This window comes from Nocardia sp. NPDC055165, from assembly GCF_053606985.1.
Genome location: NZ_JBSGSS010000007.1, coordinates 134163 through 153160, shown reverse-complemented (window position 1 = coordinate 153160; position 18998 = coordinate 134163). Strand labels below are relative to the sequence as shown.

The following is an 18998-nucleotide window of genomic DNA, read 5'->3' as shown; positions in this document are numbered from 1 at the left end:
GTCCTGCCGATGGTGTTCGAAGGTGCTCCGAGGTGGCAGGCTGTACGCATGCCCGATGAACAGGAAGTCTCCGCCGAACAGTCCGCGGACGCGATCGAAACCCCGGAGGAGGCGACGAAGCGGAGGTTCCGCGAGGCGCTCGAGCGGAAGAACGGCCACTCCTCCGCGGGTGGCGCCGCCCAGAATTCCGCCAAAGTGCGCGGGACGCATGCGCAGGCGGGCGGGAAGCGCACCTTCCGCCGTCGCGCCGGCGGATAGTTTCGCGCCGGACGCGACTGCCCTTCCGTGATCAGCCCTGCTCCGCTGGCAATAGTTCTGCGGCGCAGGGCTTTTCGGTGGAATGGGAGCTACTGCAAGCGGGAGGTATCTGCGTCCGCTTCGGTTCGGACAGCGTTCTCGAAGATGGCGCCGCTGTCGGCTTCGCTGAAAACCAGCCAGCAGCCCCGGATGGCGCCCAGTAGGTCCTCGAGCAGATCGATGGCGGGGCGAGTGGGATCGAGGCGGCAGATGCGGTAGCCGTCGGTCCAGTCGTCGAGATCGTCGTCCTCGTCGTCACGTTCCTCGATTTCCTGCGCGGCTTCGATGATGCCGTCCAGGTCGCGAACCTTGCCCTCGGAGACGGCGATGGCATCGGCGATCAGGTCGACCACCACCTGGGTGGGCGTCTCCCCCGCACCGAGGCGTTCCAGGACCACGGTCGGTGTTTCGACCTGGAGTGCTTCGATGTCGTCCGCCTCGGCGACCACGTCCACCGGCTCGAGGCCCGTGACCTCGCCTGCCACCGTCGCCGCGGCCCGCAGCCAGTGCGCGGCGGCGACCGAGGCGGCGGCGGGGTCCAGTTCGGTGAACAGGTCGATCGTGCCCAAGGGATTGGCCCGGAGCAGGGTGTCCGCCGCGTGCACCTGCACCGGGGAGATCTCCGGGCGGGTGAGTTCGACGGCCTGCCTGGCTCGACCTGCCAGATCGCCCAGTTCCGCGGCCGTGATCGCCGCCTGCTCGGTGAGCACCTCGTTCACCACTCGGTCGACCAGGCTCGCGTCACCGATCGCATGGAGCACACGGCCCACGTGGTGCGCGGATTCCTCTATGGGGCTGTAGAAGACCAGCATGCATCCGTCGTCGTCGGGCAGATTGGGGGTGCGCAGCGCGGCTTCGACCTTCGCGAAGCGATTGCGCTCCTCCGCCCGCCGCCACGCTTCCCCGTTGACGACATCGGGATCACCGGCGGCGGTCGCCGGATGGGTGTAGGTCCGCCACTGGAACCGCGCCAGACTCGCCAACGCCGCCGCCAGCTCCACACCGTGCTCGGCGCCTGGCACCTCGGCGATCGTCTCGGCGACATCACCGCGACCGGTCCCCCAGGTGGCGACCAGCGTTCCCGCCCCCGAGTCGTATGCATACCGCGTCATTCGCTCAGTTCTACGTGGCCCACCCGCACCACCCGTCACCAGGGTCTACCGGATCAGAGTGGAGCCCGTCCGAGGCCGGGGACGAACCGTCCCGTCGCCGCGAGGTAGGCACGGTAGTTCGCGCCGTGGACCCGCGTCAGATAGGGCTCTTCGACCGCCCGTACCTGCAGCTCGATCGTCACCAGCAACAGTGCGAACGCGACGATCGCGACAGCGTTCGGGATGATCAGCGTGACGCCGCCCGCGAAGACGAGCATCGCGGTGAAGATCGGGTTGCGAACCAGACCGAACACCCCGGTGTCGACCAACGTCGTCGTCTCACCGGGATCGACTCCGATGCGCCACGATTCGCCCATCTCGATCTGCGCGTACAGCGTTGCCGCGATACCCGCGACGGCGAGCACGAATCCAGCTGTCTGAATCGGCATCGCGGACAGCGCCCCGATCGGGGCTACGACACCGGCCAACTGCAGCACCGACGATGCCGTGCCGACCACGATCGCGGCGACGAAACCGACGCCGGCGAGCCATTCGATCGAGCCGGGCCGTCCGCTGATGCCGTGGAAACCGGTCGAACCCGTGGCCTGATACTGACGCCAACTGCGCCAGCCGAAGCCGAGCAGGCCGAAAACCAGGTACAGAACCAGTGCGCAGATCGCCATCATCATGGGTTCCCTCGATCGTCGTTGTCACAGCAGCCGCGGTGACCGACATCGGTGGACATCGTCGCGCAGCAGGTTTCGCCCTTCCAGGCGTTGATTCCTTCTTTGACCGCGATCACCGCGATCACCAGCGCCGCGAGCGGATCAGCCCACGACCAGCCGAACAGGCTGTTGAGCAGCAGGCCGACCAGCAACACGGCCGAGAGATAGGTGCACAGCAGGGTTTGCTTGGAATCGGCCACGGCGGAGGCGGACCCGAGCTCGCGCCCCGCCCTCCGTTGCGCGGCGGACAACACCGGCATGATCACCAGACTCGCGGCCGCCAGCCCGATCCCGACCGTCGAATGCCGCGCCTCACCGACCCCGAGCAGCGAACGGACGGCGTCGACAGCGACATAGCCGGCCAAGGCGAAGAACGAGAACGCGATGACCCGCAGCGCCACCTTCTCCCGCGCCTGCGGATCGCGCCCGGCGAACTGCCACGCCACCGCAGCCGCCGAGGACACCTCGATCACCGAGTCGAGACCGAACCCGATCAGCGCGGACGAGGACACCCGCGCGCCTTCGCTCAGCGCGACGATCGCCTCGACCACGTTGTAGCTGATCGTCGCCGCGACCAACCACCGAATCCGCGTCGTCAGCACCGCCTCGCGCACCGAACTCGGCGCGATCAGCGCGGGCACCCCGATCGACTCCATCAGCAGCAGCCCTCCGATTCCGCCGCCGGGCAGCAGGCCGGATCAACGGCGAGCACCAGGCCGACCAGATCGTCCAACGCCCGCCCGATCCGCGGATCCGCCAGCTCATACCGGCTGCGCCGCCCCTCGGGAACCGCAACGACCAAGCCACATCCACGCAGGCAGGCCAAGTGATTGGACAGAATCTGCCGCGAGACACCGATCGCTTCGGCCAGCTCCGACGGGTAGCCGGGTTCCTTCCGCAGACTCAGCAGGATCTTGGTTCTGGTCGAGTCCGAGAGGGCGTAGCCGAATCGGGACAGCGCGTCGGTCTGCACCGTGGATTCCATACCTCAGACAATACATCAGAATCTGTATTCAGAATAGGATGTACTGATGTTGCCGCTGACGGATCGAGGCGGGCATCGATGTGGGCATCGATCTCGCTGCCCTGACGAGAACTTGTGGCCGATAATCCGTGAATCTTTGCTGCCCAGAACTGAATTCAAGAATAGTGAGCCGGCGTTCAGGTCGACCGGCACCACACACCGAAAGGCACCGCCCATGAGAATCTTCGCCCTGCTGGCCGGCCTCGCCGTCCTCGGCGCTCTCCTGCTCGCCGACAACTGGAACCCGGTACGCGCCGGGGTCTACGCGGCAGCGTGGCTCGCCGTCGCATTCATCCTGATCAAGTTCGCCCGGAGGTAGACCCGGACGGTCGAGCTCGCACGCGAGAACATGCTGACAGGCTGGCGTCCGGAAGGCTGGGCCCACCGCGGCTGCAACGCCGTTGAGCCGCGTGGTGTTCATCGCGCGTCGGGACATGAAAAAAGCCCTCCACCTGCGGTAACAGGTGGAGGGCCTGGGTGGAGCTGCCGGGAATCGAACCCGGGTCCTCCGCCGCGTCTTCAGGGCTTCTCCGTGTGCAGTTCGCTGTGTCTCTGCTCGGATCTCCAAGTCTCGCGAACAAGCCTGGATGACGATCCCAGTCGCTGTTAGATGTCCCATCCGACTCCGCGACCGAGCCGAACGGTAATTCCCTCTAGCTGATGCCAGTACCCGGGTCGAGGGACGAACCCGGACTGACAGAGACGACCTGGCTACTTAGGCAGCGAGGGCGTACTCGCGCTGATTGGAATCGGCGCTTAATTGGTTGCAGCGACGCTTACGGTGGTCTCTTGCCTGCACCGACACGCTTCCCCTGAATCAACGTACGCAGTCGAAACCGTTCAGCCCCGTACGTGCCCGCACCGTGCGGGCTAGTCATATTAACACCGGCGCGACGTGAGATCTTCCCATTATTTCTGCCAGCTCGCGGTGTCGCCGGAGTGATCTTGTAGCGAACCCCGCCAGATGGCCTCGGCGAATCCGGGTGGGGCTGCCGGTGGTGACGGGTACTGTTCTCGTTCGGCCGCCCCGGAACGGTCAAATGTCCTGGGCGACTGGAGCAAGGAGTTATCTCATGGCATTCACCAGTCACCGTGGACTGCGCCGATTCGCGGCGATCCCGGCTGTTGCGAGTCTCGTGCTGGCCGCGGCCTGCTCGTCGGGCGAGTCCACCGCCGCGCCGGGCGTCACCAGCACGCCCTGTCCCGGTTCGCCGAACACCGATAACGGCTGCATCTATCTCGGGGTGCTCTCGGATCTGGCGAACGGGCCCTTCACCCCGCTCGGTGCCTCGATGAACGACGGTCAGATCGCGTTCTGGAAGCAGGTGAACGCGGCGGGCGGCATCGGCGGCTACGACATCGACATCACCACCTACACCCGCAACACCTCCTACGATCCGCGCACCCATCGCAGCGCGTATGAGGAGATCGAGCCGAACGTGCTCGCGTTGTCGATGAGTTTCGGGACCGCGCAAACCGTCGCGATGCTGAACCAGATGGACGCCGACGACATGGTGAGCACCGCGGCGACCCAGTGGTCGGGCTGGAACTATCGCAGCGCCGACCGCAATCTGGTGCTCAGCGCGGGCTACTCCTACTGCACCGAAGCGGTGACCGGCCTCGACTGGTTCGCCGAAACCCATTACGCGCCGCGCAATATCGCCGTGGTCGCCTATCGCGGCAACTACGGCGGCGACTACGCCAGCGGCGCGCTGAAGTGGGCGCTGGCCAACGACGCCACCATCGCCGATCGCATCGACACCGGACCCAACGCCGAGGTCGGCAACCAGGACGGTCCCGTGGCGGAGATCCTGGCCGCCGCGCCGGACCTGGTGATGCTGGCCACCGGACCCGCCGAGACCGCGGAGATCGTGGGCAAGCTGGTGAAGTCGGGTTTCACCGGGCGATTCCTCGGCTCGCTGCCCACCTGGAACGCGGCACTGCTGCAATCGGCGGCCGCGCCGGCGCTGACCGCGCTCTACAACTACACGACCCCGGTCGACAGCTGGGCCGGCGACAGCGTGGGCGCCAAGCACGCCCGCGACGCGATCACCGGCGAACCGGCCAACTTCGGCTATTCGCTGGGCTGGGCGATCACCTATCCACTCAAAGCCCTGCTCACCGCCGCGGCGGCGAACGGCGAACTCACCCGCGCCGGCCTGCGCCGCAGCGTCGGCGCGATGAAACCCGACGGTGAGGGCATGGTCGTGATCCATCCGGCTGGGGCGGCCGAACCGGATCTGGAGACGGAGTGGTCGGCGGTGTTCGAACCGGACCGGGAGGCGCCGATGGGCGCCAGAGCGGTGAGTGTCGGCTACCAGGGCAAGACGCTGGGTCGACTCAACCTGCACGAGCCCTGCACCCGGTTGTAGGGAATCAGCTCGCGGCGATCATGGCGACCGCCGTGAGCGCGAGCACCATACCGACCTTCTGGGTGGCGCTGATGCGCTCGCCGAGCAGGACCATCGCCAGCAACACGGTCGCCGCCGGATACAGCGAGCCGATCACGCTCACCACCGACAGCATCGCGCCGTGGAAGGCGTAGAGCAGCGCGGCATTGGCGATCACATCGAGCACGCCGACCGCCAGTGCCAGGCGCAGTGGTTCACCGTGCAGTCCGCGGAATTCGCCTGCCGCCAGCGCCGATGTCCACACGACCGCGGTTGCCGCCACCCGCTGGGCGAGCAGGGGCCACAGTCCCGCGCTCGCGCTGGTTTCGTGCAGGAAGTAGAACGCGAAACCGAACGCGGCGCCCGACCCGATCGTGAGGAGCGCGACCCGGCGGGTGAAACGCAGTTGCCTGCCGCCGGTGATCTCCTCGGTGGTTTCGTCGGGTGCTTCCCTGCTCACGAGCACCACCGCGACCAGGGCGACGGCGATGCCCGCGATCGCGATCGCGCCGGGCCGTTCGCCGAGAAAGAACCCGGCGATCACCGGGATGCCCGCGACCAGCACCGCGGTCAGCGGCGACACCACCGACATGGGACCGTCGGCGAGCGCGGCGTAGAACCACCACACCGCCAGGCCACTGGCCACACCGGCGGCCAGGCCCCACAGCACGGACGCGGTGTCGGCATGTCCGCCCACCAGCGGCGCGATCAGCAAGACCAGCAGCACGGAAAACGGATACGACACCACAACAACACGCAGCGCCGTGACCCTGCGCGCGGCGATGCCGCCGAAGAAGTCGCTGACTCCGTAGCCCGCCGCCGCGACGAGGGCGAGCACTACGGAGATCAACGCATGCCTTTGACCCGCCGACCTATTTCACGGGTGACCTCACGCTCGGCCTGCTTGCGGGCCAGATCCTGACGCTTGTCGTAGTCCTGCTTGCCCTTGGCGAGGGCGAGCTCCACCTTCACCTTGCCATCGGAGAAGTACATCGACAGCGGCACCAGCGTCTGGTTGCCCTCGCGCGACTTGCCGACCAGGTGCTCGATCTCACGCTTGTGCAGCAGCAGCTTGCGGGTGCGGCGCGGGGAATGATTGGTCCAGGTGCCGTGGCTGAACTCCGGGATGTGCAGCCCGCGCAACCAGACCTCGCCGTGGTCGACGGTCGCGAAGGCGTCGACCAGCGAGGCCTTGCCCTCACGCAGGCTCTTCACCTCGGTGCCGACCAGCGCGATCCCCGCCTCATAGACGTCGAGGATCGTGTAGTTGTGCCGCGCCCGGCGGTTGGTCGCGATGACCTTGCGCCCCTTTTCCTTCATAACGGTCAACTGTAAGTGACGGCGCCAGCCCTTTATTCCATGGCCGACTCAGACCCTGGCGGCTGCCCTGGCCAGTGCGCGGTCGCGCTGCTCCTCGAAACGAGCCGCCTTGACCTCGAGGTCGAGCAGGTAGGTGTGCAGCTCGTCGCGGGCGATCTCGCCTTCGGGGCCGAAATCGGTGCGCTCGAAGATTCGCCAGATCCGCAGGGTCGGGCGCAGGACGACATCGAGGTGCTGGCGCAGGTCGTACACGCCGTGCTTGGCGAGCAGCACCGCGTTGCGGCGGAAGTTGGGCTGGTTGAGGCCGGGCATCTGGAAACGCAGGATCACGTCGGTGATGGCCCGCATGGCCTCGTCGGGGGTGAGGTCGAGAGCCGCCGCGCAGAGCTTGCGGTAGAAGATCATGTGCAGGTTCTCGTCGGCGGCGATCCGGGCCAGCATGCGATCGGCGACCGGGTCGTCGCACAGGGCGCCGGTGTTGCGGTGGCTGATTCTGGTCGCGAGCTCCTGCAACGTGACGTAGGCGACGCCCTTGAGGAACTGCGAACCCTTCTCCGGCTTGGCGATGCCCGCGGTCATGTGCGACATCCTGGCCTCTTCGAGCGCGACCGGGTCGACGGCGCGAGTCACGACGAGGTAGTCACGCAGGACGATGCCGTGGCGGTTCTCCTCGGCGGTCCACCGGCCGACCCAGGTGCCCCAGGCGTTGTCGAAGCCGAAGGTGTCGGCGAGTTCGCGGTGGTAGGAGGGCAGGTTGTCCTCGGTGAGCAGGTTGGTGATCATCGCCGCCTTGGCGACCTCGCTCAGCCGCGACTGCTCGGGATCCCAGTCGTCGCCGCCCATGGCCGCGAAGTTGCGGCCCTCGTCCCACGGCACGTAGTCGTGGGGGTGCCACATCTTGGCCTTGGACAGGTGGTCGTTGAGATTGGCTTCGGCCGTCGGCTCGAGCTCGGCGAGGATGTCGCTGTCGGACAGGTGGAGCGTCATGGGTCGACGCTACGAGGCGAGGGGTGGGTTCTCGGGGTTATTGCCGAGATTTCCGCGACTACTCATCACAACGGCCGACGTGCGGCGATGATCGGTCACAGCGGTGCGGGGCCGAAGCTGCCGACGTGCAGTGGCACCGAATCCCACTGTGCGCGGTCGGGCGTGAGGTCGCCGACAACCAGCACGCCCGCGTCGGCGAAAGCGCCTCTGGCCCGCGCGATGTGGTCCTCCGAGGTGACGAGAACGACCGAGCGCAAGCCCCTGTCGGCGAGCATGGCCGCGGTGTTGCGAGCGTTGGCCACCGTCGAGTCGGCCTCGGATTCGCGCAGGACCCGGCTCTCGTCGATGCCGGCGCCGACCAGCCACTCGGCCATGGCGTCGGCTTCGGACAGACCGGCTTGCGGGTTGCCGCCGGTGACGATGATCGGCGACCACGGCGCGAAGACGGCTTGGGCCAGGCCCGCGCGCAGTCGTCGCACGAGTTCCTCGCGCATCGTGCCCTCCGGGGTCAGGCCGTAGCCGAGGACCACGACGGCGGTGTCGGGGCCGTAGATGCCGGGCAGGGTCGGTGTGCCCAGCGCCCGCGCGAAGTCGAGCCCGGGCGGGGCCGGAAAGTCGGCGCCAGCGGGTACCGGCACGCAGGCCAATCCCGTGACCGCTATCGCCGCGCACACCACACGCTTGCCCCAAGTCCACCGCACCATTGCCGTCGCCTCCTCGAGCTCGGGCCGATCTCCGTGATCGGTCCCGCTCGGCAACGGTGCGCCGGGTCGTCGACGTCAGGTATCCCTTTGACCTGCGCCTACGACAACTCACATGCGCATGTCGGCCACCGCTGGTGCGTGGCATCGCAAAATTTCCGGAATCGGACGTCGGGGCATACGAGGACTTGGCGAGCACGCGATCGATCGGCGGGCAGCGAGGGCGATCGCTGGAACACGACCGTCAGTGACACAGCACCGGATCCGACAGCGGCGTGTGGGAAATTGTCGAACGCGGCCGATCGGGCGGTGCGGACGGAACGTCAGCCTGGGCTCAGTACGAGGTAGAGGACCAAGGCGGCGGTGAAGATGGCGATCAGTGCGAGGGTCGACCAGCGTGGCCTGCCGCGGTGGATCACGCCGTGGTGAACGCCGAGCAGGGACGGCGCGACGACCGGATCGATGTGGCGGTGCGGCATCGGGGGTGTCGGGGTATCGGCTCCCGCACTCGGGCTGCTGCCCGACGTATCGTCGTCCGAGCCTTCACCGTTCGCCATGACTCGACAGTAACTCGGCGTCGTCCGATTCGGTGCGGGTTCCTCGCCGCCGCGCGTGTACGCCCTGCTGGGCGGGGAGGCGCGGGTGCACCGCTACTCCCCGGCCAGCGTGGTCAGCACCCCCTCGCCATAGCGAGCCAATTTGTTCTCGCCGACGCCGGCGACGGTGCCGAGGGCGGCGAGGTCGGCGGGCTTGCGCGCGGCGATCTCGCGCAGGGTGGCGTCGTGGAACACCACGTAGGCGGGCACGCCCTGTTCCTTCGCCGTCGCGGCACGCCAGGCCCGCAGGCGCTCGAACACTCCGACGTCGGCGGCGGGCAGGTCGGCGGTCGCCTTGGCCGATTTCGCACTGCGCGCGGGGCGGGCGGCGCGTTCGGGCTCGCGCCGCATCGGCACCTTCCTGCCCTCGAACAGCACCTCGTTGCTCTCGTCGGTCAGTGCCAGGACACCGTATTCGCCCTGTACCGCCAGCAGGCCGCCCGCGAGCAGCTGCCGCACCACCCCGCGCCATTCGGTATCGCGCAGATCGGTGCCGATGCCGAACACCGAGAGCTCGTTGTGCCGATGCTGGGTGATCTTCTGGTTGGTCTTGCCGAGCAGGATGTCGACGAGGTGGCCCGCGCCGAACGATTGTCCGCGTTCGCGTTTGAGCCGCAGCACCGTGGACAGCAGCTTCTGCGCGGGCACCGTGCCGTCCCAGGTTTCGGGCGGATTCAGGCACACATCGCAGTTGCCGCAGGCGCCACCGGTCTGACCGAAATAGTTGAGCAGCCGCGCGCGACGGCAGCCGACGGTCTCGCACAGGGCGAGCATGGCGTCGAGGTGCAGTTGCAGCTGTCGGCGATGGGCCGCGTCACCCTCGCTGGAGTCGATCATCTTGCGTTGCTGCACAACATCATTGAGGCCGTAGACCATCCAGGCCGTAGACGGCAGGCCGTCGCGGCCCGCGCGGCCGGTCTCCTGGTAGTAGCCCTCGACCGATTTCGGCAGGTCGAGGTGAGCCACGAATCGCACGTCGGGTTTGTCGATACCCATACCGAAAGCGATGGTGGCGACGACGATCAGGCCGTCCTCGCGCAGGAATCTGGACTGGTTCTCGGCACGGGTCCGGAAATCCAGGCCCGCGTGATAAGGCACCGCGCGAATGCCGTTCTCGTTGAGCATGGCCGCGGTCTTCTCCACCGAATTGCGCGAGAGGGTGTAGACGATGCCCGCGTCGCCGGGGTGTTCGGCGCGGATGAAGTCGAGCAGCTGACGGTCGGCGCGGTTCTTCGATTCGATCCGGTACTGGATGTTGGGCCGATCGAAGCTGGAGATGAACTGTTTCGCGGCGCCGAGATCCAGGCGTTCGACGATCTCGGCGGCGGTCTTCTCGGTGGCGGTCGCGGTGAGCGCGATGCGCGGGACATCGGGCCAGCGTTCGTGCACCAGCGACAGCGCGAGGTAGTCGGGCCGGAAGTCGTGGCCCCACTGCGACACGCAGTGCGCCTCGTCGATCGCGAACAGGGCGATCTTGCCGCGGTCGAGCAGCCGCAGCGTGGCTTCCAGCCGTAGGCGTTCCGGCGCCAGGTAGAGCAGGTCCAGATCGCCCGAGACGAACTGTGCCTCCACCGTCCGCCGCTGATCCGGCGACTGGGTGGAGTTGAGGAATCCGGCCCGCACGCCGAGGGCGCTCAGCGCGTCGACCTGGTCCTGCATGAGGGCGATCAGCGGTGAGACCACGACGCCGACACCCTCGCGGACCAGCGAGGGAACCTGGTAGCAGAGGGATTTGCCGCCACCGGTCGGCATCAGTACCAGCGCGTCGCCGCCGCCGACGACCTGTTCGACGATGGCCGCTTGGTCACCGCGGAAGCTGTCGTAGCCGAAGACGCGGCGTAGTACCTCGTCGGCGGTCTCAGCGCGATCGGGAGCCGCGACCCGGCCCGGGGTGGCCGGGGCGAGATCGTCGAAGTGGAAGTCGCCGGTGTCGGCGAAATCGTGTTCGGAGACGTACCCGCCGTCGGACGGGTACGCGTCGTCGGGTGGGAAGTCCTCGGGCGGGAAGTCGTCGACATCGGGGGCTGTGGCGCCGGAATTGCTCACCGGGCCATCCTACGAGCGAGCGCCGGTCGCGCAGCCCGTCGACCGGAGCCGACGGCGGCGGATGCCGAAGTTGCGCACCTGTGGATAACTTCGATTCACCCGCGCAAACGGCCGAGGACCTCGTCTTGGAGCAGGCCGTTGGAAGCCACGGCGTCGCCGCCGTGCGGACCGGAGCGTCCGTCCAGGGAGGTGAACGCGCCACCCGCCTCGCGGACCAGGATGTCGAGAGCGGCCAGGTCCCACAGGGAGACCTCCGGCTCGGCGGCGATATCGACCGCACCCTCCGCGACCAGGCAATAGTTGAAGAAGTCGCCGTAACCACGGACCCGCCAGACGGCGTCGGTGAGGTCGATGAACTTCTCGCGCAGACCGCGCTCGTGCCAGCCGGACAGACTGGAGAAAGCCAGGCTCGCGGCGTCGAGGTCGGCGACCGCGGATACCGAGATCGGCTTGGGCGCTCCGGGGTGGACCTGCACCCATGCGCCCGAACCGGCGGCGGCCCACCAGCGCCTGCCCAGCGCGGGCGCGCTCACCACGCCGACCACCGGAACACCGTCCTCCAGCAGGGAGATCAGGCTGGCCCACACCGGTACGCCCCGGACGAAGTTCTTGGTGCCGTCGATCGGGTCGACCACCCACTGCCTGCCGCTGAACTCGGCGTCACCGCCGAACTCCTCGCCGAGCACGGCGTCGGCAGGGCGTTCGTCGGCGAGTACGCGGCGGATCAGCTGTTCTACCGCGAGATCGGCGTCCGAGACCGGGGTGAGGTCCGGTTTCGAGTCGACTTTGAGGTCGACAGCGCCGAAGCGCTCGTGGGAGATGGCGTCGGCCTGGTCGGCCAGTCGCAGGGCAAGGTCCAGGTCAGCGGAGTAGGCAGCCACGGTGGGAGTGTATTCGCCGAGCCGGCGCGCTCGAGTTCGCGGCGCGGTGAACATCGCTGCCGTTCCCCGCCCCGGCTCAGCGGCTCCGGCCGGGTGTCCGAGAACGCGCGAAAGCCGCCTGGTCAGGCCACGACCTGGGCTGTTTTCGCTGCGACCAGAGCACTTGTCCACCAGTGCAACTGGTCGAGGAGGGCCGTGGCGGCGGCTTCTGGTTCCTGCGGGTCGTGGAGTTGGCCGGTCTCGTCGAAGAGCATGTAGTAGCGCGGGAACGAGACGTAGTTGCGCACGGTGTGGGCGTTGAGTTCGTTGAACACCTGGCGCAGGTGTTCGATGGCCAGGAGTCCGCCGGAGCCGCCGCTGTAACCGACGAAGCCGATCGCCTTGGCGTCCCACTGGGTGAAGTGCCAGTCGATGGCGGCTTTGAGGGCGGCCGGGTAGCTGCGGTTGTAGTCGGGGGTGACGATGACGTAGGCGTCGGCCGCGGCCAAGCGGCCGGTGAGGTCGCGCATGCCGGCGGGGCGGACCGGGTCGGGGTCGAGGGCGGGCGGCACGGCGGGCAGGGCGGGCAGGGCGGTGTCGGCGAGGTCGATGATGTCGACCTCGAAACGGTCGTCGACCTGCTGGGCGAACCAGCTCGCGACAACGGGGCCGAATCGTCCGTCACGGACACTGCCGATGATGATCGCGAGCTTCAGCGTGGACACGATGTTCTCCTGTTCGTCGTACCGGCTCGATCAGCCGGTACGACCAAATCTCGCGGACCGCGAGCGTCGCAGGGAGACCACGCTGAGAGTGGTAGTGGCACGGCCACTCTCCGATGCGCCGAGCTGGGTACCGTCGACGAGGTGAGCGACAACGAACTCGGGCTGTTCCTGCGGACCCGCCGCGAAGCGGTCTCCCCCGCCGAGGTCGGGCTGCCCGCCGGACAACGCAGGCGCACGCCGGGTCTGCGTCGCGCCGAGGTCGCGCTGCTGGCGGGCGTCAGTGTGGAATATCTGATCCGGCTCGAGCAGGGCCGCGACAGCCATCCCTCCGCTCAGGTGTTGTCCGCGCTGGCCGAGACGTTGCGGCTGAGTCCTCGCGAACGCGTCCACCTGCATCAACTCAGCAAGGGCGTGTCCGGATTCAGCTGTGGCGCTGCCGAGAACGGTCCCAACCGCACGGTGCGTCCGACGATCCTGGCGATTCTCGCCCAGCTGGAACCGGCGCCCGCCGCGATCACCAACCGCTTCACCGAGATCCTGGCCTGCACCGAGGGCTACCGGAAGTTGATGGCGCCCGCGGGGCTGTTCGAGCAGGGCGAGCCCGCCAACGTCGCCCGTTTCGTGTTCACCCACCCCGGCGCCCGCGAGCTGTACCCGGAGTGGGACTCGGCTGCCGACAAGCTGGTCGCTTCGCTCAAGCAGGGCCCGTTCCGCGCCGATCCGATGGTCGCCGCCCTGGTCGACGAACTCACCGTGACGGCGGGCAGCGTCTTCACCGATCGCCTCGCGACGCTGCCCGGATTGCCGCCGTCGGGCGGGATCAACCGCCTCGATCATCCCGAGGCGGGCACGCTGCGGCTGGCCTACGAATCGCTGGATCTGTCCATCGACGACGACCAGTCGCTCTACGTCCTGCTCCCGGCCGACGAGGCCAGCGCGAACGCCCTCGACCAGCTGGTCGGACGCCGCCCAGGGGGCTTGCGGTCCATCGCAAGCTGACCGAATAGGCACTGTGTCGGACGGGACCGGTAGCCTAGGACATCGTGCATCCTGACGTTATCGCCGACCTCGCAGAACTCGACACCACGCTCAAGACGGTCGAGTCGGTCCTCGATGTCGAGGAACTACGCCGCCGCATCGATGAACTCGAGCACCAGGCCGCCGATCCCGAGCTGTGGAACAACCAGGAGCACGCCCAGCAGGTGACCAGTGAGCTCTCGCACGCGCAGAGCGAATTGCGCCGGGTCGAGGATCTGCGCCAGCGGCTCGAGGACCTGCCGGTGCTCTACGAACTGGCCGAGGCCGAAGAAGACGCGGCCGCCGCCGAAGCCACCGCCGACGCCGATGCCGAGCGCGCCGCACTGCGCGTGGACGTCGAGGCGATGGAAGTGCGCACCCTGCTCTCGGGCGAGTACGACAAGCGTGACGCGCTGGTCAACATCCGTTCCGGCGCCGGCGGCGTCGACGCCGCCGACTGGGCGATGATGCTGATGCGCATGTACATCCGCTGGGCCGAGCGGCACAAGTTCCCCGTCGAGGTCTACGACACCTCCTACGCCGAAGAGGCTGGCCTCAAGAGCGCCACCTTCGCGGTGAAGGCGCCCTACGCCTACGGCACGCTGTCGGTGGAGATGGGCACGCATCGCCTGGTCCGGATCAGCCCGTTCGACAACCAGGGCCGACGCCAGACCTCCTTCGCCGAGGTCGAGGTCCTGCCCGTGGTGGAGACGACCGACCACATCGAGATTCCCGAGGGCGAGATCCGGGTCGACGTGTACCGCTCGTCGGGCCCCGGCGGCCAGTCGGTCAACACCACCGACTCCGCGGTGCGCCTGACCCACATTCCCACCGGCATCGTCGTGACCTGCCAGAACGAGAAGTCGCAGCTGCAGAACAAGATCTCGGCCATGCGCGTGCTGCAGGCCAAGCTGCTCGAGCGCAAGCGCCAGGAGGAGCGCGCCACGATGGACGCGCTCAAGACCAACGAGGGCGCGTCGTGGGGCAACCAGATGCGTTCCTATGTGCTGCACCCGTACCAGATGGTCAAGGACCTGCGCACCAACCACGAAGTCAACAATCCGACCGCGGTCCTCGACGGCGACATCGACGGTTTCATCGAGTCCGGAATCCGTTGGCGTATGCGCGATCAGGACGACGCGTAGCCAGCTGTTCGCTCACAAACCGTGCGCTTCAGCACGTTTGACCGCACGCCGTGACCGACCTGTAACCTTTCTGGTGTGCGTTCGACCGAACCGAAACTGTGCCTGTGCAGGTCCATGAAGGAGACGCGATGACCGACGTCCTCGCGGCCAACAGCGGACCCGAGATCAGCGACTGGATGCGTTCCAGTGGGCTGGAAATCGTCCTGCTGATCGTCGGCGCGATGCTGTTCGGCCGGTTCGCCGCGTTCCTGCGCGACCGGGTGACCACCAAGATCGACTCGGGTTTCCAGACCAGCGACGCCCTGGTCCGCACCGAGGCGGCCAAGCACCGTCACGCGCTGGCGCAGGTGGTCACGTGGGTGGTGCTGACCATCGTGTACGTGCTGGTCGGCATGGAGGTGTTGCGTCGGCTGGGCTTCGCGGTGACGGGACTGGTCGCGCCCGCGGCGGTGCTCGGTGCCGCGCTCGGTTTCGGCGCGCAGCGCATCGTCCAGGACATTCTGGCCGGGTTCTTCCTGATCACCGAGCGCCAATACGGCTTCGGTGACGTGGTGCAGATCTCGGTCACCGGCTCCGCCGACCCGGCCGAGGGCACCGTCGAGGACGTGACGCTGCGTATCACCACGCTGCGCAACTCCGACGGCGAGGTGATCATCGTCCCCAACGGGCAGATCGTGAAAGTCACCAATCTGTCCAAGGATTGGGCGCGCGCCGCGATCGACGTCCCGGTCTCCGCGCAGGCCGATATCACCAAGATCAACGAGATTTTGCACGCGGTGTGCACCAAGGCCTACGAGGATCGCCGCCTCAAACCGCTGCTGCTCGACGAGCCGTCGGTGATGGGTGTCGAAGATCTCTCGCTCGACGTGATGAACATCCGGATGGTTGCCCGCACATTGCCAGGCAAACAATTCGAAGTGGGTCGCGAACTGCGCGTACGCGTCGCCGCGGCCCTGCGTAAGGAGGGAATCAGTGAAACCACGTAAGTCCACAGCGATCCTGATGGCGGCGTGGCTGTCGACGTTTGTCGTGTACCTGTTCGTCAAACCCACCGATACCGCCGCCGAGGGCCCGACGACGTTCCTCAACGCCGTACCGACCTGGGTGAATGCCGACCCCCAACCCTGATCGACGCGCCGCGTCCCGCTGAGACGCTTGGTTCGCTGGTTACACTGGCTCCCCGTGATCACCATGCGCAACGTGACCAAGTCGTACGAGACCTCGACGCGACCGGCGCTGGACAACGTTTCCGTCGATGTGGAAAAAGGCGAGTTCGTCTTCATCATCGGCCCGTCCGGTTCGGGCAAGTCGACCTTCATGCGACTCCTGCTCAAGGAAGAGGCGCCGACATCGGGCGAGATCCGGGTCGCGGATTTCCGCGTCGACCGCTTGCCCGGCCGGAAGGTGCCCAAGTTGCGGCAGCGGATCGGCTGCGTGTTCCAGGACTTCCGGCTGTTGCAGCAGAAGACCGTGGAACAGAACGTCGCGTTCGCGCTGGAGGTGATCGGCAAGCGGCGCCAGTTCATCGACCGAACGGTGCCCGAGGTGCTCGACATGGTCGGGCTCGGCGGTAAGGGGCAGCGGTTGCCGTCGGAGCTGTCCGGTGGTGAGCAGCAGCGGGTCGCGATCGCGCGCGCGTTCGTCAACCGGCCGCTGGTCCTGCTCGCCGACGAGCCGACCGGCAACCTCGACCCCGACACCAGCGCCGACATCATGGCGCTGCTGGAACGGATCAATCGCGTCGGCACCACGGTGCTGATGGCCACCCACGACAATCACATCGTCGACGCCATGCGAAGGCGGGTGGTGGAACTCGACCACGGCAGACTCGTGCGCGACGAAGCGACCGGCGTCTACGGGGTGGGTCGATAATGCGACTGAGTTTCCTGTTCACCGAGGTCGTCGACGGCCTGCGCCGCAATCTCACGATGACCATCGCGATGATCCTGACCACGGCCGTGTCACTGATGATGCTCGGCGGCGGCATGCTGTCGGTGCGGATGGCCGACAAGACCGAGAACTTCTTCATCGGCCGCCTCGAGGTGCGCTTCTATCTCGACGACGCGGTCTCCGACACCGATCCCGACTGCGCCGCCGACCCGTGCAAGTCGCTGCTGGCCGACCTCAAGCAGACCTCGGGTGTGGAGAGCGTGCAGTTCCTCAACCGCGCCGACGCGCTGGAGGAGGCGAAGAAGCTGTTCGCGGATCAGCCGGAAATGGTGCAGTACATCTCCGACTCGCCGCTGCCTGCCTCGTTGCGGGTGAAGATGACCGACGCCGACCAGTATCAGCACATCTACGACGGCTTCGCGACGCGGCCGGGTGTGCGGATCGTGGCCAACGACAAGGAGTTCGTCGACCGGCTGACCAGCCTGTTCGACGGACTACGCAATGCCGCGTTCGGTTTGGCGCTGGTGATGGCGCTGGCCGCGATGCTGCTGGTGCTGAACATGGTGCAGATCGCCGCGTTCACGCGGCGCACGGAAGTCGGCATCATGCGCCTGGTGGGCGCGACCCGCTGGTACACCCAGCTACCGTTCCTGCTCGAAGCGGTCGCGGCCGCCTTCGTCGGCTCGGTACTCGCGATCCTCGGCCTGGTGATCGCCCGGCCGCTGGTGATCGACCGGGCGCTGGGGCCGCTGTTCGACAGCAATGTCTTCCCGCGCATCACCGGCGACGACATCGCGGTGGTTGCCCTGACGATCGCGCCTGTCGGCATCGTCTTCGCCGCCGTCACCGCCTACCTGACCCTGCGCTACTACGTGCGCGAATAAGGTTTGTGCGCGGCGGGGCCGGCTCGATCGGTCCCGCCGCGTCGACGGCAGCCGACGCCGAGCGTGCTGGTTACTTCAGGCCCGTCGACGGCCGCTGCCCGGCGTGGGCGAGGCTGGCGCCGAGTTGAGCGGCGAGTTGGGATCGCTGGCGGTCGAGGTCTGCGATGCGCCGGTCCAGTTCGGCGGTTCTGTCGGCCATGATTCGCACCGACATCTCGCAGGCTTGGACCGGTCCCGCGTCCTCGGCGCACGGCATCAGCAGGGCGATGTCATCGGTGTTCAGTCCTGCGGCCAGCAGTTCCCTGATCCGGGCGACCGTCGCTGCCGCCGATGCGGGATAACTGCGGTAACCGTTGCTGTCGCGGTGCGGATGCAGCAGACCCTGTTCCTCGTAGTAGCGCAGCAGCCGGGTGGCGACCCCGGTGCGTCGTGCCAATTCCCCGATCAGCATGTGACCACCGGCACCGTCGGCTTGACCTTCACACCCATGTCAATCCCTAACGTCGCCGCCATGACCACGATTCCCCTGCACACCACCGTCCATGGCTCCGGCCCCGGCATCGTCCTCGCGCACGGCGCGGGCGGCGGGATCGAGAGCAACTTCGGCACCGTGATTCCGGCGCTCGCCGACGGTCACACCGTGGTCGCCTCGGACTACCCGGGCGACGACACCCCGCTCGACCTCGACGACCTCGCCGACGCCCTGGTGTCGGCCGCCGTCGACGCGGGCGTCGAGACCTTCACCATTATCGGATTCTCCCTCGGCACCGCGGTGGCCGTGCGCGCCGCCGTCCGCCACCCCGACCGCGTCACCGGCCTCCTGTTGACGGCCGGCCTGGCCGCCCCCGACAATCGCGCCCAGCTCATCGTGCGGTTCTGGCAGGACCTCCTGGATCGAGGCGACCACGAATCCTTCGCCCGTCTCGTCGTGCTCACCGGTTTCTCCACCGGGTTCGTCAACACGCTGCCCGTGGCCGCGATCGATGACATCGTTCGCCAGACGGCCGCCTCGATTCCCGGCGGCACCCGGCAACAGGCGGCGCTGGTCGAGTCGGTCGACACCACCCCCGACCTGGCCGCCGTCGCGGTGCCCACCCTGGTCGTGGCCACCACCGCCGACCTGCTGGTCGATCCCGCGAACTCGCGGGCGCTGGCCGCGGCGATTCCCGGCGCCGACTACACCGAGATCGAGGCAGGCCACGTGGTGATGGTCGAGCGCCCCGACGAGTGGCGCAAACTGCTGACCGAATTCCTCGACCGCCACGGGCTGTAGCACTCCCCGGCCATCACCCCGGGCGCA

Annotated in this window: 23 protein-coding genes and 1 other RNA gene; 10 read left to right on the top strand and 14 right to left on the bottom strand. The window is 67.5% G+C overall.

What is annotated here, in order from left to right; genetic code table 11:
- Nucleotides 1–48: 48 nt before the first annotated feature.
- Nucleotides 49–258: a DUF5302 domain-containing protein gene (locus tag ACWFRF_RS16645; protein ID WP_063816119.1), complete on the top strand. Its 210-nt coding sequence runs from the start codon at nucleotides 49–51 to the stop codon at nucleotides 256–258.
- A gap of 89 nt (nucleotides 259–347) precedes the next feature.
- Here the strand turns inward: ACWFRF_RS16645 and ACWFRF_RS16640 are convergent, their stop codons facing one another.
- Genes ACWFRF_RS16640 through ACWFRF_RS16625 form a run of 4 tightly spaced genes read right to left on the bottom strand, consistent with a single transcriptional unit; the run spans nucleotide 348 to nucleotide 3098 of the window.
- Nucleotides 348–1409, bottom strand: coding sequence for a hypothetical protein (locus ACWFRF_RS16640; protein ID WP_378991394.1), 1062 nt, complete (start codon nucleotides 1407–1409; stop codon nucleotides 348–350).
- 53 nt (nucleotides 1410–1462) lie between these two features.
- A complete protein-coding gene (locus ACWFRF_RS16635; RefSeq protein WP_452450986.1) occupies nucleotides 1463–2071 on the bottom strand; it encodes a methyltransferase family protein in 609 nt (202 codons plus the stop codon).
- 2 nt (nucleotides 2072–2073) lie between these two features.
- The gene (locus ACWFRF_RS16630) at nucleotides 2074–2769 is read right to left on the bottom strand and encodes a cation transporter (protein WP_452450734.1); all 696 of its coding nucleotides are present in this window, start codon (nucleotides 2767–2769) and stop codon (nucleotides 2074–2076) included.
- Nucleotides 2769–3098 (bottom strand): ArsR/SmtB family transcription factor, encoded by a 330-nt coding sequence (locus tag ACWFRF_RS16625; RefSeq protein WP_378991392.1) that lies wholly within the window; start codon nucleotides 3096–3098, stop codon nucleotides 2769–2771. Before ACWFRF_RS16625 ends, ACWFRF_RS16630 begins: the two co-directional genes overlap by 1 nt.
- 214 nt (nucleotides 3099–3312) lie before the next feature.
- Between ACWFRF_RS16625 and ACWFRF_RS16620 the strand changes: the two genes are divergently transcribed.
- Entirely contained in the window at nucleotides 3313–3456 is a 144-nt protein-coding gene (locus ACWFRF_RS16620; protein ID WP_378991391.1) for a hypothetical protein, read from the top strand.
- A gap of 156 nt (nucleotides 3457–3612) precedes the next feature.
- Here ACWFRF_RS16620 and ssrA read toward each other — a convergent pair.
- Nucleotides 3613–3985, bottom strand: a transfer-messenger RNA (tmRNA) gene (ssrA, locus tag ACWFRF_RS16615).
- Between the two features lie 225 nt (nucleotides 3986–4210).
- On the opposite strand from ssrA, the gene ACWFRF_RS16610 reads away from it, so the two are divergent.
- Nucleotides 4211–5509 (top strand): ABC transporter substrate-binding protein, encoded by a 1299-nt coding sequence (locus ACWFRF_RS16610; protein ID WP_452450732.1) that lies wholly within the window; start codon nucleotides 4211–4213, stop codon nucleotides 5507–5509.
- A gap of 4 nt (nucleotides 5510–5513) precedes the next feature.
- Here the strand turns inward: ACWFRF_RS16610 and ACWFRF_RS16605 are convergent, their stop codons facing one another.
- The 8 genes from ACWFRF_RS16605 to ACWFRF_RS16570 form a co-directional block, all read right to left on the bottom strand.
- The gene (locus tag ACWFRF_RS16605) at nucleotides 5514–6377 is read right to left on the bottom strand and encodes an EamA family transporter (RefSeq protein WP_378991389.1); all 864 of its coding nucleotides are present in this window, start codon (nucleotides 6375–6377) and stop codon (nucleotides 5514–5516) included.
- A complete protein-coding gene (gene smpB / locus ACWFRF_RS16600; RefSeq protein ID WP_378920812.1) occupies nucleotides 6374–6847 on the bottom strand; it encodes an SsrA-binding protein SmpB in 474 nt (157 codons plus the stop codon). The genes ACWFRF_RS16605 and smpB overlap by 4 nt, the downstream gene beginning before the upstream one ends.
- Before the next feature lie 48 nt (nucleotides 6848–6895).
- A complete protein-coding gene (locus tag ACWFRF_RS16595) occupies nucleotides 6896–7834 on the bottom strand; it encodes an acyl-ACP desaturase (protein ID WP_378651804.1) in 939 nt (312 codons plus the stop codon).
- 95 nt (nucleotides 7835–7929) lie between these two features.
- The gene (locus ACWFRF_RS16590; protein WP_378991387.1) at nucleotides 7930–8538 is read right to left on the bottom strand and encodes a YdcF family protein; all 609 of its coding nucleotides are present in this window, start codon (nucleotides 8536–8538) and stop codon (nucleotides 7930–7932) included.
- A gap of 320 nt (nucleotides 8539–8858) precedes the next feature.
- On the bottom strand, nucleotides 8859–9092 hold the full coding sequence (locus ACWFRF_RS16585) for a hypothetical protein (protein ID WP_378991385.1): 234 nt from the start codon (nucleotides 9090–9092) through the stop codon (nucleotides 8859–8861).
- 93 nt (nucleotides 9093–9185) lie between these two features.
- The gene (gene recQ / locus ACWFRF_RS16580) at nucleotides 9186–11177 is read right to left on the bottom strand and encodes a DNA helicase RecQ (RefSeq protein WP_378991383.1); all 1992 of its coding nucleotides are present in this window, start codon (nucleotides 11175–11177) and stop codon (nucleotides 9186–9188) included.
- Nucleotides 11178–11272: 95 nt separating this feature from the next.
- Nucleotides 11273–12058, bottom strand: coding sequence for a histidinol-phosphatase (hisN, locus tag ACWFRF_RS16575; protein ID WP_452450728.1), 786 nt, complete (start codon nucleotides 12056–12058; stop codon nucleotides 11273–11275).
- Between the two features lie 122 nt (nucleotides 12059–12180).
- Nucleotides 12181–12762 (bottom strand): NADPH-dependent FMN reductase, encoded by a 582-nt coding sequence (locus ACWFRF_RS16570; protein ID WP_452450726.1) that lies wholly within the window; start codon nucleotides 12760–12762, stop codon nucleotides 12181–12183.
- Between the two features lie 141 nt (nucleotides 12763–12903).
- Between ACWFRF_RS16570 and ACWFRF_RS16565 the strand changes: the two genes are divergently transcribed.
- The 6 genes from ACWFRF_RS16565 to ftsX all read left to right on the top strand — a co-directional run bounded on the left by ACWFRF_RS16565 (nucleotide 12904) and on the right by ftsX (nucleotide 17698).
- Entirely contained in the window at nucleotides 12904–13761 is an 858-nt protein-coding gene (locus ACWFRF_RS16565; RefSeq protein WP_378991379.1) for a helix-turn-helix transcriptional regulator, read from the top strand.
- A 44-nt stretch (nucleotides 13762–13805) separates the two neighbouring features.
- Nucleotides 13806–14924: a peptide chain release factor 2 gene (prfB, locus tag ACWFRF_RS16560; RefSeq protein ID WP_056812604.1), complete on the top strand. Its 1119-nt coding sequence runs from the start codon at nucleotides 13806–13808 to the stop codon at nucleotides 14922–14924.
- Nucleotides 14925–15052: 128 nt separating this feature from the next.
- Nucleotides 15053–15910 carry a mechanosensitive ion channel family protein gene (locus tag ACWFRF_RS16555; RefSeq protein WP_378991378.1) on the top strand — a complete coding sequence of 286 codons (858 nt, stop codon included), beginning with the start codon at nucleotides 15053–15055 and terminating at the stop codon, nucleotides 15908–15910.
- Nucleotides 15897–16052: a hypothetical protein gene (locus ACWFRF_RS16550; RefSeq protein ID WP_378632946.1), complete on the top strand. Its 156-nt coding sequence runs from the start codon at nucleotides 15897–15899 to the stop codon at nucleotides 16050–16052. The genes ACWFRF_RS16555 and ACWFRF_RS16550 overlap by 14 nt, the downstream gene beginning before the upstream one ends.
- A 54-nt stretch (nucleotides 16053–16106) precedes the next feature.
- The gene (ftsE, locus tag ACWFRF_RS16545; protein WP_378632943.1) at nucleotides 16107–16796 is read left to right on the top strand and encodes a cell division ATP-binding protein FtsE; all 690 of its coding nucleotides are present in this window, start codon (nucleotides 16107–16109) and stop codon (nucleotides 16794–16796) included.
- Nucleotides 16796–17698, top strand: a complete 903-nt coding sequence (gene ftsX, locus ACWFRF_RS16540; protein ID WP_378991377.1) for a permease-like cell division protein FtsX — start codon at nucleotides 16796–16798, stop codon at nucleotides 17696–17698. The genes ftsE and ftsX overlap by 1 nt, the downstream gene beginning before the upstream one ends.
- Before the next feature lie 70 nt (nucleotides 17699–17768).
- Here ftsX and ACWFRF_RS16535 read toward each other — a convergent pair whose 3' ends face one another.
- On the bottom strand, nucleotides 17769–18149 hold the full coding sequence (locus ACWFRF_RS16535) for a MerR family transcriptional regulator (protein WP_378991376.1): 381 nt from the start codon (nucleotides 18147–18149) through the stop codon (nucleotides 17769–17771).
- Between the two features lie 60 nt (nucleotides 18150–18209).
- On the opposite strand from ACWFRF_RS16535, the gene ACWFRF_RS16530 reads away from it, so the two are divergent.
- Nucleotides 18210–18971, top strand: a complete 762-nt coding sequence (locus tag ACWFRF_RS16530; protein ID WP_452450722.1) for an alpha/beta fold hydrolase — start codon at nucleotides 18210–18212, stop codon at nucleotides 18969–18971.
- Nucleotides 18972–18998: the final 27 nt, after the last annotated feature.

Coding starts and splice junctions, on each gene's coding strand:
- ACWFRF_RS16645 (WP_063816119.1), top strand. CDS start 49: ATGCCCGATGAACAGGAAGTCTCCGCCGAACAGTCCGCGGACGCGATC.
- ACWFRF_RS16640 (WP_378991394.1), bottom strand. CDS start 1,409: ATGACGCGGTATGCATACGACTCGGGGGCGGGAACGCTGGTCGCCACC.
- ACWFRF_RS16635 (WP_452450986.1), bottom strand. CDS start 2,071: ATGGCGATCTGCGCACTGGTTCTGTACCTGGTTTTCGGCCTGCTCGGC.
- ACWFRF_RS16630 (WP_452450734.1), bottom strand. CDS start 2,769: ATGGAGTCGATCGGGGTGCCCGCGCTGATCGCGCCGAGTTCGGTGCGC.
- ACWFRF_RS16625 (WP_378991392.1), bottom strand. CDS start 3,098: ATGGAATCCACGGTGCAGACCGACGCGCTGTCCCGATTCGGCTACGCC.
- ACWFRF_RS16620 (WP_378991391.1), top strand. CDS start 3,313: ATGAGAATCTTCGCCCTGCTGGCCGGCCTCGCCGTCCTCGGCGCTCTC.
- ACWFRF_RS16610 (WP_452450732.1), top strand. CDS start 4,211: ATGGCATTCACCAGTCACCGTGGACTGCGCCGATTCGCGGCGATCCCG.
- smpB (WP_378920812.1), bottom strand. CDS start 6,847: ATGAAGGAAAAGGGGCGCAAGGTCATCGCGACCAACCGCCGGGCGCGG.
- ACWFRF_RS16595 (WP_378651804.1), bottom strand. CDS start 7,834: ATGACGCTCCACCTGTCCGACAGCGACATCCTCGCCGAGCTCGAGCCG.
- ACWFRF_RS16590 (WP_378991387.1), bottom strand. CDS start 8,538: ATGGTGCGGTGGACTTGGGGCAAGCGTGTGGTGTGCGCGGCGATAGCG.
- ACWFRF_RS16585 (WP_378991385.1), bottom strand. CDS start 9,092: ATGGCGAACGGTGAAGGCTCGGACGACGATACGTCGGGCAGCAGCCCG.
- ACWFRF_RS16555 (WP_378991378.1), top strand. CDS start 15,053: ATGACCGACGTCCTCGCGGCCAACAGCGGACCCGAGATCAGCGACTGG.
- ftsX (WP_378991377.1), top strand. CDS start 16,796: ATGCGACTGAGTTTCCTGTTCACCGAGGTCGTCGACGGCCTGCGCCGC.
- ACWFRF_RS16535 (WP_378991376.1), bottom strand. CDS start 18,149: ATGCTGATCGGGGAATTGGCACGACGCACCGGGGTCGCCACCCGGCTG.
- ACWFRF_RS16530 (WP_452450722.1), top strand. CDS start 18,210: ATGACCACGATTCCCCTGCACACCACCGTCCATGGCTCCGGCCCCGGC.